Raw genomic sequence first — 12911 nt, forward strand, 5'->3', positions numbered from 1 at the left:
GCAGCCTCCTGGGACAAACGAGCGTGGCGGGGCGTGCAGGGCCGAGCGGTGGGTCAGTGGTACCCGCTGGCCGACGATCCGTCAATCATGCCCAGAGGCAGGAGATTTCCCATGTCAACACGAGCGTGGAGGAGTTTCCCGGCGGCGGTGTGCGGGCCTGCGGGGCGTCAGTGGCTTACACCAATGGCCTATTGCGAAGCCTTTTCCAGAAGGTCTGCCGCGCAGGTCCGGACATACGAAGGTCCGCGGTACGCCGCTGTTCTGGGCGTACCGCGGACCTTCGTCCCCGTCAGCGAGTGCCGACCGCCGCGCGTACGGCCCGTCGGGCCAGCTGGCAGTCGTCGTGCAGCCGCCTGAGCAGCAGCCGCTGTTCCTCGCCGGACGGCGCAGCACCCGGGTGGGCCGCTCCCGGTGCCGCCGGGGTCGTGTCGTGCATCGAACGCTGCACGGCTGTTTCGTAGGTACGGATCTCACGGGTCAGTACGAGCATCAGGTTCACCAGGAACGCGTCCCGCGAGGCCGGGCCCGCCGACTGCGCGAGCTGGCTGATCTGACGGCGGGCCACCGGCGCGTCACCGAGCACCGACCACAGCGTCGCCAGGTCGTAGCCCGGCAGATACCAGCCCGCGTGCTCCCAGTCCACCAGCACTGGACCGGCCGGTGAGAGCAGGATGTTCGAGAGCAGTGCGTCGCCGTGGCAGAACTGGCCCATGCCCTGCCGGCCCGCCGAGTGTGCGATGCCGTGCAGCAGCTTCTGCAGGTCGCCCATGTCGCGGTCGGTGAGCAGACCCAGCTCGTGGTAGCGGGAGATACGGGGCGCGTATTCGAGCGGGGCGTCGAAGGTGCCCGCCGGCGGCCGCCACGCGTTCAGCCGGCAGATGGCGCCGAGTGCCGCCCTGATGTCCGCCCGCGGCGGGGCCTCGGCCGGGTGCCGCTGCAGCGCCGCGACCCGTCCCGGCATCCGCTCGATGACCAGAGTGCAGTTGTCCGGGTCCGCCGCGATCAGTCTCGGCACCCGCACCGGCGGGCGGTGCCGGACGAACGAACGGTATGCCGCTATTTCATGGCGGATCCGCTCGGCCCACGCGGGGGAGTGGTCCAGTAAACACTTGGCGACGGCCGTGCTGCGCCCGGTCGTACCGACCAGGAGCACGGACCGCCCGCTGCGGCGCAGCACCTGCACCGGAGCGAACTCCGGACAGATCCGGTGCACCGACGCGATCGCCGTACGCAGCTGGGCGCCCTGAGGGCCGGACAAGTCGAGTCTCCCGCTGAGCGGTTGGGTGCCGAGTCCCGGCACGCGCCGGGTCCTGGCCGCGCCGAGCGCGGGGGCCGCCGCACGCGCGGCGGGATCGAGGTAGGGGCCGCTGCCCGCCGGGCGGGGGTGCAGCGACCGGGGCGGGGCGGACACGGAGGACGATGCTGCGTACATGGGCGAAACAGATCCCTTCGTGTGCCTGCGACGACAATGCGCTACCCGGCCCGGCACCTCGGGTGCACCCTGGGGAATGTCCCTCGGCGACCGGGTCGGGGTGGCGCGTTCCTACCTGACACCCGATGCCCAGTGGCACACCATCTGGCGCACCCTGGCGAACCCTGGCGAATAGTCGCCCGGCATCTTTCCCGGGGCTACTGTCAACTCAGCCGAGAACCTGGGGGCTTGACGTGAGCGGACAACCCAACACCCGCCTATTGGACCTGTTCGGCCTGGCCGGCTGGTCCAAGGGTGAACTCGCGAGGCTGGTCAACCGGCAGGCGGCGGCCATGGGCCACCCCCAGCTGTCGACCGACACCTCCCGGGTGCGGCGTTGGATCGACATGGGAGAGATCCCGCGCGATCCGGTGCCGCGGGTGCTGGCGGCCCTGTTCACCGAGCGTCTCGGCCGTGTCGTGACCATCGAGGACCTCGGTCTGGTCCGGCACGGGCGTACGGGGAAACGGCAGGACGCCGGGAGTGTGGAACATCCCGACGGTGTGCCGTGGGCGCCCGAGCGGACCGCGGCGGTCCTCACCGAATTCACGGGAATGGACCTCATGCTCAACCGACGCGGCTTGGTGGGTGCGGGTGTCGCGCTCACCGCAGGATCCGCACTCAGCAGCGCCATGCACGACTGGCTGCACACCGATCCGGCCCTCAAGGCCGACGCTCCCCGACTCGACGATCCCCTGCATGCCGACCCCGCTGGGTTCGACCGCTACGAGGCCGCCCCCATCGGGTCGCAGGAGATCGAGGAACTGGAGCGCTCGGTCGAGGTGTTCCGGGCCTGGGACGCTGCCCGCGGCGGCGGGCTGCAGCGCAAGGCGGTCGTGGGCCAGCTCAACGAGGTGGGCGGCATGCTCGCCTACCGCCACCCCGACCATCTCCAGCGGCGCCTGTGGGGCGTCGCCGCCAACCTCGCCGTCCTCGCGGGCTGGATGTCGCACGACGTCGGCCTGGAGCCCACGGCCCAGAAGTACTTCGTCATCGCCGCCCACGCGGCCCGTGAGGGCGGCGACCGGCCCCGCGCCGGCGAGGCGCTCTCCCGAGCGGCTCGCCAGATGGTGCACCTGGGCCGGCCCGACGACGCACTCGACCTGATGAAGCTCGCCCAGTCCGGCTCCGGCGACGAGGTGCTGCCGCGCACCCGGGCGATGCTCTACACCATCGAGGCCTGGGCGCAGGCCTCCATGGGCAAGGGGCAGGCGATGCGCCGCACCCTCGGCCGGGCGGAGGACCTCTTCGTCTCCGACCGGGGCGATGTGCCCCCGCCGAGCTGGATGCAGATGTTCAAGGAGGAGGACCTGTACGGCATGCAGGCCCTGGCCTACCGCACGCTGGCCGAGCACGACCCGGGAGCGGCCGTGCACGCCCAGCACTACGCGGAGAAGGCGCTGGCCCTCCGGGTCGACGGACGGCAGCGGTCGAAGATCTTCGACTTCCTGTCGATGGCGTCGGCCTGCTTCATCGCCGACGACCCCGAACAGGCGGACCGGTACGCGCGGTTGGCCCTGATGTCGATGGGATCCAACTCCTCCCACCGCACCTGGGACCGGCTGCGCCAGATGTACCGGCTCACGGCCGAGTACTCCAGTTACCCGAAGATCCACGAGCTGCGGGAGGAGATCAAACTGTCGTTGCCGAGGACGGCGAAGGGCGGCAACAGCGCACGGGCATAGGGGGTCCGTGCAGCTGTCGCTGCTTCACGTCAACACGTCACTCGGCGGTTCACATCACCTTGGCGACGAGCACGCACGCGTCGTTCTCGCGGTCGGCCTCGCCGTACTCCTCGACGACCATCCGCACGCAGTCCTGCGCGGTCCCTGCCTCGCCGAGGCGGGGGGCCAGGTCGAGGAGATGCTCCACGGTCTGTGCACTCCTGCGCCCGGGCACCAGCCCGTCGGTGTGCAGCAGGAGCAGGTCGCCCGGCTCGAGGGTCTCTTCCGCCTGCTGGTAGGAGGCACGCGAGGTCGCGCCGAGCAGGACGCCGTTCGGTGCGTGCAGCCTGCGCCCCGTCCCGTTGCGGAACAGCAGCGGGGCGGGGTGTGCTGCCTGTGCCCAGGTCAGCGTGCGGGTCTCGGGGTGGTAGCGGCAGCAGAGGGCGCTGCCGAGGGCGGGTTGCACGGTGGCGTCGAGTAACTGGTTCAGCCAGGACATCAGTTGCCCGGGTCCGGTGCCGGCCATCGCCATGCCGCGCACGGCGCCCAGCAGTGTCGCCATGCCTGAGGCGACGGCGACGCCGTGTCCGGTGAGGTCGCCGACGCTGAGCAGCGTCCGGCCGTCGGGCAGTTCGAGCGCGTCGTACCAGTCGCCGCCGATCAGCGCACCGGTCGAGGACGGCAGATGGTGCGCCGCCAGATCCAGTGTCCCGGGCCCTTGCTGCGGGAGCCGCAGGGAGCCCCGCCACGGCGGCAGCACGGCCTCCTGCAGCTCTACCGCGAGCCGGTGCTCGGTCTGCGCGCGGTGCTGGTGGCGCTGCAGCGAGTCACGGGTCTCGCTCACCACCTTCTGGTTGCGGCGCAGTTCGCTGACGTCCCGCAGTACGGCCCACATCGAGGCGGTGCTGCCGTCAGTGTCGAGCACGGGCTCGCCCATCATGTGCACCGTGCGCACCGCGTCGTCCGGGCGCACGATGCGGAACTCGCCGTCGATGGGCTTGGCGTCGACGAGACAGTCCGTGACCATCGCCGTCAGCTTCGCGCGGTCCTCGTCCAGTACCAGGGACGGCAGTTCGTCGAGGGTGAGCGCGGGAGTGGCGGGGTCGCGGCCCAGGATCTGGTAGAGCTCGCCGGACCAGCTCGCCTCGTCCGTCAGCAGGTTCCACTCGGCGCTGCCGACCCGGCTGAGCAGGGAGTCGCGCCGGGGAGCGGAGGGTACGGCCGGGGCGATGTGCGCCGCCTCCGCGGCCGGGGGCACGGGCGGCGGGCCGTCCCGCAGCTGCCCCAAGTGGGTGTCGAGGTCGGTGAGTTGGTGCAGTGCCAGATCGCACAGCGCGCGCTGCCACCGCTCCTGCGGGTCCGAACCGTCGCCGTGGGCGTCCCGTCGTACGGCGTCCACGTCGCCCTTGAGCCGCCGCGTCTGCGATATCAGCGCCTCCACCGAGCCGCGTCCTGGCGGCTGGGCGGCTGGGTGATCCGCAGAGAGATGGGACGGCATGAGCACTCCGATGCGGGGACGGTACGACCGGGGCTGACGGCTTGAAGGACCGTTACGACTGTGGCACAGCCCGCGACGCGCTGTAAGGGATTTGGCAACACACGATACGGTGGTGCTTCTGGCATATGCCACAGTCTTCACGGAGCGGTCGTGCGGTGCGAACGACGTACGTCGCGGGCCAGGTCAAGTCGTAGGCAGCGTACGCGATTTGAAGGGTTGTTGAGAATTTCCCGTGCGCGTTCAGTCGGCCGTTCGACGGTTGTTTGTTCTAGGCATCGCAAGGTGATGCAGGTCACACAAAATCGCAAGCGCTTCCACGTAATGCGAACGGCACCTGCGAGGTCGTACAAGCACACCGGAAATCCGGCCGACCTCCGACCGCAGTGGAGACCGACCATGGACATCACCCTCGAGCAGCCCGCCCGCGGCCGTCTGATCACCGCCGACGAGCGGGAACTCCCGGTTCCCGCCACGTTGCGCTACGCCGCCACGGACCCGCTGGCCGTGCACCTCGACTTCCCGCCCGAGGTCTCCCTGGACGGCACGTGCGTCACCTGGACCTTCGGCCGCGCCCTGCTGCAGGAGGGGCTGCGCGGTCCCGCCGGCAGCGGTGACGTGCACATCTGGCCGTGCGGACGGGCCCGTACCGTCCTGGAGTTCCACTCGCCCTACGGCCTGGCCCTGCTCCAGTTCGACACCGCCGCCCTGCGCCGGTTCCTGCTGCGCACCTATGCAGTGGTGGCGGCCGGGCAGGAGGACATCGGCGCGGCCGTCGAGGAGGGGCTGAACTCGCTGTTCGGCAATGTCTGAGGGCCGGTTCGCGGGCGTCAGCGCAGTGCGGCCGCGCCCGCGCGGACGGCACGCAGGGCGCGCTCGACGCTCTCCTGGTTCTCGCCGACCGGGGCCACGTAGTCGAGGACGTCGCGCGCGGCGTCCTCCCCGAGCGTGCGGGTGATCACCCATGTGGCGAGATACTGCGACGCCAGACAGCCGCCCGCCGTGGCGATGTTCCCCTCGGCGTGGAACGGCGCGTCCAGCACGGTGACGTCGCAGGCTTCGACAAAGGGCCGGCTCTTCCTGTCCGTGCAGGCGGGCATGGAATCCAGCAGCCCGAGCCGGGCGAGCACCAGCGCGCCCGAACACTGCGCACCGATCAACTGCCGCGCTGGGTCGAGCGGCAGCCGGGAGATCAGCCGGTCGTCGGCGACCACGTCCCGTGTCCTCACCCCGCTGCCGATCAGCACGACGTCGGCCTCGGTGACGAACTCCATCGGGCGCTGCCCGCTCACCTCGACGCCGTTCATGGAGGTGACCACCGGCGTCGGCGTCGTGATGAACGCCTCCAGACCGTCCCTGCGGCACCGGTTGATCAGGGCGGAGGCGATGAAACTGTCCAGCTCGTTGAATCCGTCGAAGGTGACCACGGCGACCTGCATGGCATCTCCTCAAGGCACGGCACCAGGGGGTCGCAGTTTCCCAGCGGTGCCGTGCCCGGGTCGCGGGCCAATCGGCGAGCGGTGGCCCGCCTTTGATGCGGGCGAGGTCAGTAGCGCAGGATTCCTGCGATTCCGTGGGCGTCGCCCAGCATCCCGTCCGGGACGAAGCGGACGTCCGCGCCCGTCTCCAGGCACTGTTCGACGATCTCGTCCACGATGTCCTCGCGGGAGTCGAGGTCGCCGCTCTCGGCCGGGATCAGATGGCCGCCGAGGACGTCGCGCACGGTCACGCGGTAGTTCTCCTCGACGGCGAGCAGCCGTACTCGGCCCTCGCGGGCGCTCTGCCAGACCTCGTCGACACCGGCGGCGAACGCCTTGCGGCCACGGGCCGTTTCGAGCTCCCGGGCCACGGCGTCGGTGCTTCGGCGGGCCTCGGCGGCGACCATCGGCCGGACCGCCTGCCACACGGCGTCGGGAGTGCCGTGCGCGAGGCCGCCGTGCGGTACGTGCACCGCCTCCTTGGTGACGCTGCCGATCTCGTCCAGCGCGGACAGCGCCGCCTGCTCGCCGGTGACGTACAGCAGCCGCGGCTGCTCGCGCAGGATCATGCCCATCGCGGCGTCGGCCTCCCGCAGGAAGTGGCGGGTGTCCTCGTCGCGGAAGGTGCTCGGCATGTCGCCGATCCGCTCCTGCCGCTCGGCGTCGAAGTTCTGCGGGCGCCGGGTCAGGGGGAATCCGCCGGTTTGTTCCTCCGTGACGCGGTCCGCGCCGCCGCTCCACAGGGTGACCTGGTCGGAGGAGACCGACAGCACCCAGAACGGCCGCTCGGCGGCGTGCGCCGAAACAAGGTTGCGGGTCAGGAAGGTGTCCGAGAGCACCACCCGCTCCGGCACCGTACGGGCGAGCGACCACACCTGGTGCTCACCCGGAGCGGCGAAGATCACCAGGCCGTCCTCGGCATGCGCCAGATCCACCTCCCGAAGGGCCTGGTCGAGCTGACGGACCACGTCGGAGCGCCGTTCGCGGGTCACCGCGGGATCGGACTCCAGCTGCTTCTTGGCCTCGGCCACCACATTGCGCAGCCGGACCGGATCCTGGGCGTTTTCGGGCTCCCGGCGGTGTGTGGGCGTCAGCACCGACACGGCCGGATAGGCGCGCGGGCGCCGGAGCTCGGACAGGGTTGAGGGACTCAGGTCGTGCTCCATACCAAGCACGATAGGGCCGTTTCGCCCGAAGGGCATTAGGGGCAGCCGTGCCAGGCAATCGGAACAATTCATTGCTAATCACGCTCGGGTCGCCGGATGGCGCTCTCCGTATCGCCGGTCGAGACGGAAACCCGGGCCACGGTCGCAGCCAGGCTCACCCTCCCGACGCTCACCACCTCAACAAGATGCGCGAACGCGACGTCGAGGTCGCCGAGTTGCGCGCACCTCACGTCAGGCCGTCACTCAGGTCGCCAAGGCGCTGTTGGAGATCGGCGCCACGTCGTCGGCGCAGGCATGCGGATCGTGGAGACCGGCGGCGACGACGTGTACGCCTCCGAGCGCCGGCAGTGGGACAGGGGCAACAACGCGCCCGATCGTGCGGGATCCCGTCGAATCTGACCTATCGCTGCTCACCGTTCGGCTCGATCACCGCGATGTTCCCCTGCGCCACAGCGCACAGAGTCTGCGCGCCGGAGTCGTCGATCGTGATCAGGTCGCAGCGGGTGACGACCCGGGTGCGGCCGGCCCGCACCACCTGGCCGTGCGCGCGCAGGATCTTGCCCGTGGCGGGGCGCAGGTAGTCGATGGTGAACCCGGATGTGATCAGCCCCGGCCCCACGACGGTCCCCGCGGCGAGCGTCAGCGTGTTGTCGGCCGCGTAGGAGAGCACCCCGCCGTGGACGAAGCCGTACTGCTGGAGCAGCTCCTCGCGGATGTCCAGCTCGAGGGTGGCCTCGCCGTCCCCGAACGCCGTCACCCGGGCGCCCAGCAGCCTGCTGAAGGGCTGCTCCGCGAGGACCTTACGGGCCAGGTCCAGATCCATCGTCCCGCTCACCTCTTCATCTCACTTCACTAGTGAAGTGAGGGTGGCGCGGGACGATGCCGTCTGTCAAGATCGGCCCATGTCCGAGCCTGACCAGCGCCTTTACTTCCTGCTGCAGCGGGCGGCACACCAGCTGCGCACCACGGTCGACCGCCGCTGCCTGGCCGCCGCCGGCGTCACCACCGCCCAGCTCGGCGCGCTGTTCGCCGTGCAGGACCAGCCCGGGCTCACCCAGCAGGAGCTGGCCCGCATCCTCGGCCTGCGGGAATCCGCCGTCACCGCACTCGTCGGACGCCTCGCTACGGCGGGCCTGCTGCTGAAGCAGGCGCACCCCCGTGAACACCGGGCCGTGGTGCTGCAGTTGACCGACGCCGGCAGCGCTGCACTGCGTGCCGGACAGCCGGAGATCGACCGGCTCAACGCGGAACTGAGGGCGCTGCTCGGGGACGACGGATTCGTCACGACGGCGGGGGCGCTGCATCGGCTTGCCCATTGGGAGGCCTGACAGGTCAGGGAGCCTGCACGTCGTCCTCCTCCGGCCCGCACGAGCTGCCGGTCGGCGGCAGGCTGCCGTACAGCAGGAAGTCGTCGACCTTGCCGTGCACGCACTTGGAGGACGCGTAACCGGTGTGGCCCTCGCCCTTGTTGTCGAGCACCACCGCCGAGGAGCCCAGCCGCTTCGCCGTCTCCACAGTCCAGCGGTACGGCGTCGCCGGATCGCCGCGGGTGCCGACGAGCAGCATCCTCGGGGTGTGCACGTCGCGCACATCGTCACGGATGAAGTCGGTGCCCTTGGGGCGGCCGTAGCACATCAGCAGCTCGGTGAGGCGGTAGCGGCCGAAGACCGGGGAGGCCTGCTCGTACTCGGCGCGCAGCCGGCCGAGGTCCTTGACTATCCGGTCGGCGCCGGGGCGATCGGGATCGTCCGCGCAGTTGATCGCCATCAGCGCCGCCGGAAGATTGTCGAGCGGGACGTCGTTGTCGTCGACCAGGCCGCCGCCGGTGTGCTGCCGGAAGGGAAGCGCGGCCCCGCCGGACGCGAAGCCCATCACCCCGCGCGCGTCGCCGTCCTCGACCAGCTCGGCGATCGCGCGCTCCAGCGACGGCCACAACTCCTTGCTGTAGAGAGCCTGGCCGATCGCGCCCACGAGATCCTGCCCGGAGAACTCCTGGCCGAAGTCCGTCGGCAACGGGTCCTTGTCGAGGGAGCCGACGAGCTGGACGACCTGCTGCCGGGCATCACGCGGATCCTGGCCGAACGGGCAGGCGATGTCCTTGGTGCACCAGGTGATGAAGTCGTCCAGCGCCGTCTGCTGTCCCTCGGCGCCCGCCACTCCCTGCTCGGACATCGGTTCGGTCAGCGTGTCCACTCCGTCGAGCACCAACCGCCCGACCTTCTTGGGGAATTGGGCCGCGTACACGGCGCCGAGCCGGGTTCCGTAGGAGAAACCGAGGTAGTTGAGCTTCTTGTCGCCGAGCGCCTGACGCATCACGTCCAGGTCCCGCGAGGCGTTCACCGTGCCGATGTGGGGGAGTACCGGACCCGAGTGCTTCGCGCACTGGTCGGCCGCCTTCTTCAACTGCCGGAGCACGGCCCGCGGATCGTTGCTCTCCGCGATCCCGTCGGCCGCCGCCGAGGCCTCGTCGGAGCCGTCCCCGCAGCTGACCGGCGAGGATCTGCCGACCCCGCGCGGGTCGAAGGTCACCACGTCGTAGCCGTTGGTGAGCCCCATGAAGTCGTGGCCGCCGGAGGCGAGTTCACTGACGCCCCCGGCGCCGGGGCCGCCGAAGTTCAGCAGCACCGAACCCCGCTTCTTGCCCGTCGCCCGGTAGCGGGCGAGCGCCAGGTCGAGCGTGCCGGCCTTGGGCCTGGCGTAGTCGAGGGGGACGGTGACCTTTGCGCACTGAAGGTCCTTGGGCATGTCGTCGCCCTTGCATCGGGACCAAGTGATCTTCTGCCCGTAGAACCGCGACAGGTCGGGCCCGTTACCGTCCGACGCCACCGAGGGCAGTCGCGCGGCCAGCAGGGCCAGACCCAGGGCTCCGGTGACGGCGCAGCGTCGGACAGCGGGCCGCGTTGACAGCTTGACCAGCATCAATGCCTCCCGGGGCGCCCGCCGGGGACCGGGAGAACGGCGCCCTCGATCACGATAAGCGGATGCCACAGCGCCCGCCTCTGGGCGAGCGGGACCGCACGGGATGCCTTACCCTGCGCCCCTTCGCTGCGGACATGACGGGATTGCTGCCGGTTCGACAACCGCGCCACTCGATGGGGTGAAAGGTGAATAAGCCATAACTCGGACGGTTCCTGGGCGTTTTATCCGGTGCGGGCGAGTGCCCGTTTCTCCGGCGCGGGTATGTGCCCGCGGCCATGTCTGGAAGGCAGGGAACCTATGAGAAGGGTTACCCGAAACGGTGTGATCGCCGTCGCCGCGGCCTCGGGAGCGATGGCTTTGACGGTTCCGGCGTACGCCGCAGCCGCGGCGGACGGTGCGACCGCCGACTCGGCCGGTGTGACCTCCGGCAACACCGCCCAGCTCCCGGTCCACCTCCCGGCGAACGTGTGCGGGAACACCGCGAACGTGGTGGGACTCCTCAACCCGGCCGCGGGCAACAGCTGCAGCAACAAGGGTGCGGTCGGCAAGCATGCGGCCGACGGCAGCGCAGCCCACGGCAGCGGCGAGGATTCGCCGGGCGTGATCTCCGGCGACACCGTCCAGCTCCCGGTCCACCTCCCGGTGAATGCCAGCGGGAACACGGGGAACGTGGTCGGCGCCGACGACGTGGCCGCCGACGACGAGTCCACGAACAACTCCGGCGGCCACGCCTGCTCGTGCAGCAAGCCGGAGCCGAAGCCGACCGTCCCGGCACAGGTTCATCCGCAGCCTGTGACCGTCCCGGCAAAGGTTCATCCGCAGCCTGCGGCCGTGCCGCCCAAGGCGCATCCGCAGTCGGCGCCCGCCCAGCCCGCCGCCCCACGCAAGGCGGTGGCCTCCCTGGCCGACACCGGCACCGACCAGACACTGCCCGCCGCAGTGGCGAGCGCCGCGCTGGTGCTGGGCGGAGCCGCCATCCGTCGGCGCTTCCGTGCAGGGCCCGTGCGCTGATCTCGCCCGGCCAACGGCTCAAACACACCGTGACGCGCCCCGCAAGATCCGCAAGGATGCTGCGGGGCGCGGTCGATCACCGCGCCCGCCCCTTGTCCGCCGTAGCACCACGGAATGGAGCGCACGCATGACCTCTGCGGCCCTCGAAGACCTCGTCGTCACCCAGGCCGGACCCGACGACTGGCCGGTTATCAGCGGATGGGCCGCGGACGAGGGATGGAATCCGGGGGCGGCCGACGAGGCAGCCTTCTTCGCGCAGGACCCCGACGGGTTCTTCCTCGGCCGCATCGACGGCGAACCGGTCTCGGCGATCTCGGTCGTCAACTACGGCGCCGACTATGCCTTCCTGGGCTGCTACCTCGTCCGGCCCGACCTGCGCGGCCGCGGCCACGGCCTCACCACCTGGAAGACCGCCCTGGCCCACGCGGGCACCCGCACCATCGGCCTCGACGGGGTGGTGGCCCAGCAGGACAACTACCGCCGCTCCGGCTTCGAACTCGCCCATCGCACCGTCCGGTTCACCGGAATCGCGCCCGCAGCCCAGGCCCCGGCCGACGTGCGCGCCGTGCAGGCGGCCGACCTCGCGGACCTCACCGCCTACGACAGCGACTGCTACCCGGCCGACCGCCCCCGCTTCCTGGCCCACTGGCTCACCGGCACCGGACACCGTGCCCTCCTCCGCCGCACCGGCGACCGCGTCACCGGCTACGGAGTGATCCGCCCCGGCCACGACTCGCTCCGCATCGGCCCGCTCTTCGCCGACACCCCCGAGGACGCCGAGGCCCTGTTCACCGCCCTGATCGCCGAGGCGGCCGGCAGCGAGGTCGCCGTCGACGTTCCCGAGACGAACGCGCCCGGCATCGCCCTGGCCGAACGGGCAGGTCTCACCCCCTCCTTCGAGACCGCCCGCATGTACACGGGCCCGGTCCGGCCCCACGCCCAGGACCGCGTCTTCGGCGTCACCACGCTGGAGCTCGGCTAACGGGCCACCGCCGTGAGCAGCACCATGCCCGAGTCCCCGTAGTCGGGCAGGGTCGGGTCGGTGTCGATGCGGCTGACGGACAGGTCGCGTGTCATGGGGGTGAACACTCTCGTGACGATTTCCGGGTCCACCGGGCAGCCCGGCCAGCGGGACACCGGCCCGATGCGGTAGGTGGGCATGTTCTCCATGAAGGCGGCCACCAGGTGCCCGCCGGGGACCACGCAGCGCACGAAGGCGCGGCAGAAGTCGGTGAACTCCGCGTAGTCCTCGGTGGCGCCCTCGGCGACGAAGTGCATGGACGCCAGGTCGTACCCGGCGGGCTCCAGCTCCCTGACGTCGGCGTGCACGACGTTGACCTGTGCCAGCGCCCCGGCCAGCGTGACCGGCAGGTCCGGGTTCAGGCGTCGGCACAGCGCGTGGAACGGCAGCCAGCTGGCGTCCGGGCCGCACAGCAGCTGCCGCTTCAGGTAGGCGATGTTGCCCGCCCCCGCCTCGACGGCCTCGATCCGGCGGCTCGCCGCGGCCGCGAGGATCAGCGGATACAGGTTGGGTCCGGCCCCGAACTCCACCGAGCGGTCGACGGAGCCCGGCGCGAAACGGCGGTAGAACGCCGAGTGGTGGGTGATGACCGCGGCATCGGAGGGGTGCAGGTCGCGGTAGTTCTCCGCGAGATAGTCCGCGACCGGCCAACTGTCCCAGTCGACATCGTCGTTGTGCCTCGTCAT

Annotated in this window: 12 protein-coding genes; 5 read left to right on the forward strand and 7 right to left on the reverse strand. The window is 70.7% G+C overall.

Going from position 1 to position 12911, the window contains the following annotated elements:
* Positions 1–289: 289 nt before the first annotated feature.
* Positions 290–1432 (reverse strand): aminoglycoside phosphotransferase family protein, encoded by a 1143-nt coding sequence (locus ACFY10_RS32635; RefSeq protein ID WP_390668821.1) that lies wholly within the window; start codon positions 1430–1432, stop codon positions 290–292.
* A 233-nt stretch (positions 1433–1665) separates the two neighbouring features.
* Here ACFY10_RS32635 and ACFY10_RS32640 point away from each other — a divergent pair, with 233 nt between their 5' ends.
* Complete coding sequence (locus ACFY10_RS32640) at positions 1666–3156, forward strand: hypothetical protein (protein ID WP_390668822.1); 1491 nt, start codon at positions 1666–1668, stop codon at positions 3154–3156.
* A 49-nt stretch (positions 3157–3205) separates the two neighbouring features.
* Here the strand turns inward: ACFY10_RS32640 and ACFY10_RS32645 are convergent, their stop codons facing one another.
* The gene (locus tag ACFY10_RS32645) at positions 3206–4633 is read right to left on the reverse strand and encodes a PP2C family protein-serine/threonine phosphatase (RefSeq protein ID WP_390668823.1); all 1428 of its coding nucleotides are present in this window, start codon (positions 4631–4633) and stop codon (positions 3206–3208) included.
* A gap of 396 nt (positions 4634–5029) precedes the next feature.
* Between ACFY10_RS32645 and ACFY10_RS32650 the strand changes: the two genes are divergently transcribed.
* Positions 5030–5443: an SsgA family sporulation/cell division regulator gene (locus tag ACFY10_RS32650; protein WP_390668824.1), complete on the forward strand. Its 414-nt coding sequence runs from the start codon at positions 5030–5032 to the stop codon at positions 5441–5443.
* Positions 5444–5460: 17 nt separating this feature from the next.
* Here the strand turns inward: ACFY10_RS32650 and ACFY10_RS32655 are convergent, their stop codons facing one another.
* From ACFY10_RS32655 to ACFY10_RS32665, 3 genes are all read right to left on the reverse strand, one after another.
* A complete protein-coding gene (locus ACFY10_RS32655) occupies positions 5461–6069 on the reverse strand; it encodes an AraC family transcriptional regulator (protein WP_390668825.1) in 609 nt (202 codons plus the stop codon).
* A gap of 107 nt (positions 6070–6176) precedes the next feature.
* A complete protein-coding gene (locus tag ACFY10_RS32660) occupies positions 6177–7274 on the reverse strand; it encodes a chemotaxis protein (RefSeq protein WP_390668826.1) in 1098 nt (365 codons plus the stop codon).
* Between the two features lie 400 nt (positions 7275–7674).
* Complete coding sequence (locus tag ACFY10_RS32665) at positions 7675–8097, reverse strand: PaaI family thioesterase (protein WP_390668827.1); 423 nt, start codon at positions 8095–8097, stop codon at positions 7675–7677.
* A 79-nt stretch (positions 8098–8176) separates the two neighbouring features.
* On the opposite strand from ACFY10_RS32665, the gene ACFY10_RS32670 reads away from it, so the two are divergent.
* Complete coding sequence (locus ACFY10_RS32670; protein WP_390668828.1) at positions 8177–8602, forward strand: MarR family winged helix-turn-helix transcriptional regulator; 426 nt, start codon at positions 8177–8179, stop codon at positions 8600–8602.
* Between the two features lie 4 nt (positions 8603–8606).
* Here the strand turns inward: ACFY10_RS32670 and ACFY10_RS32675 are convergent, their stop codons facing one another.
* Positions 8607–10193, reverse strand: a complete 1587-nt coding sequence (locus ACFY10_RS32675) for an alpha/beta hydrolase (RefSeq protein ID WP_390668829.1) — start codon at positions 10191–10193, stop codon at positions 8607–8609.
* A gap of 351 nt (positions 10194–10544) precedes the next feature.
* Here ACFY10_RS32675 and ACFY10_RS32680 point away from each other — a divergent pair, with 351 nt between their 5' ends.
* Entirely contained in the window at positions 10545–11204 is a 660-nt protein-coding gene (locus ACFY10_RS32680) for a chaplin family protein (RefSeq protein ID WP_390668830.1), read from the forward strand.
* A gap of 127 nt (positions 11205–11331) precedes the next feature.
* On the forward strand, positions 11332–12186 hold the full coding sequence (locus ACFY10_RS32685) for a GNAT family N-acetyltransferase (RefSeq protein ID WP_390668831.1): 855 nt from the start codon (positions 11332–11334) through the stop codon (positions 12184–12186).
* On the opposite strand, the gene ACFY10_RS32690 is transcribed toward ACFY10_RS32685, so the two are convergent.
* Complete coding sequence (locus ACFY10_RS32690; protein ID WP_390668832.1) at positions 12183–12911, reverse strand: class I SAM-dependent methyltransferase; 729 nt, start codon at positions 12909–12911, stop codon at positions 12183–12185. The genes ACFY10_RS32685 and ACFY10_RS32690 overlap by 4 nt on opposite strands.

It is taken from the genome of Streptomyces sp. NPDC001401 (genome assembly GCF_042895385.1).
GTDB lineage: Bacteria > Actinomycetota > Actinomycetes > Streptomycetales > Streptomycetaceae > Streptomyces.

Coding starts and splice junctions, on each gene's coding strand:
- ACFY10_RS32680 (WP_390668830.1), top strand. CDS start 10,545: ATGGCTTTGACGGTTCCGGCGTACGCCGCAGCCGCGGCGGACGGTGCG.
- ACFY10_RS32645 (WP_390668823.1), bottom strand. CDS start 4,633: ATGCCGTCCCATCTCTCTGCGGATCACCCAGCCGCCCAGCCGCCAGGA.
- ACFY10_RS32675 (WP_390668829.1), bottom strand. CDS start 10,193: ATGCTGGTCAAGCTGTCAACGCGGCCCGCTGTCCGACGCTGCGCCGTC.
- ACFY10_RS32685 (WP_390668831.1), top strand. CDS start 11,332: ATGACCTCTGCGGCCCTCGAAGACCTCGTCGTCACCCAGGCCGGACCC.
- ACFY10_RS32670 (WP_390668828.1), top strand. CDS start 8,177: ATGTCCGAGCCTGACCAGCGCCTTTACTTCCTGCTGCAGCGGGCGGCA.
- ACFY10_RS32655 (WP_390668825.1), bottom strand. CDS start 6,069: ATGCAGGTCGCCGTGGTCACCTTCGACGGATTCAACGAGCTGGACAGT.
- ACFY10_RS32635 (WP_390668821.1), bottom strand. CDS start 1,432: ATGTACGCAGCATCGTCCTCCGTGTCCGCCCCGCCCCGGTCGCTGCAC.
- ACFY10_RS32690 (WP_390668832.1), bottom strand. CDS start 12,911: ATGACGAGGCACAACGACGATGTCGACTGGGACAGTTGGCCGGTCGCG.
- ACFY10_RS32665 (WP_390668827.1), bottom strand. CDS start 8,097: ATGGATCTGGACCTGGCCCGTAAGGTCCTCGCGGAGCAGCCCTTCAGC.
- ACFY10_RS32650 (WP_390668824.1), top strand. CDS start 5,030: ATGGACATCACCCTCGAGCAGCCCGCCCGCGGCCGTCTGATCACCGCC.
- ACFY10_RS32660 (WP_390668826.1), bottom strand. CDS start 7,274: ATGGAGCACGACCTGAGTCCCTCAACCCTGTCCGAGCTCCGGCGCCCG.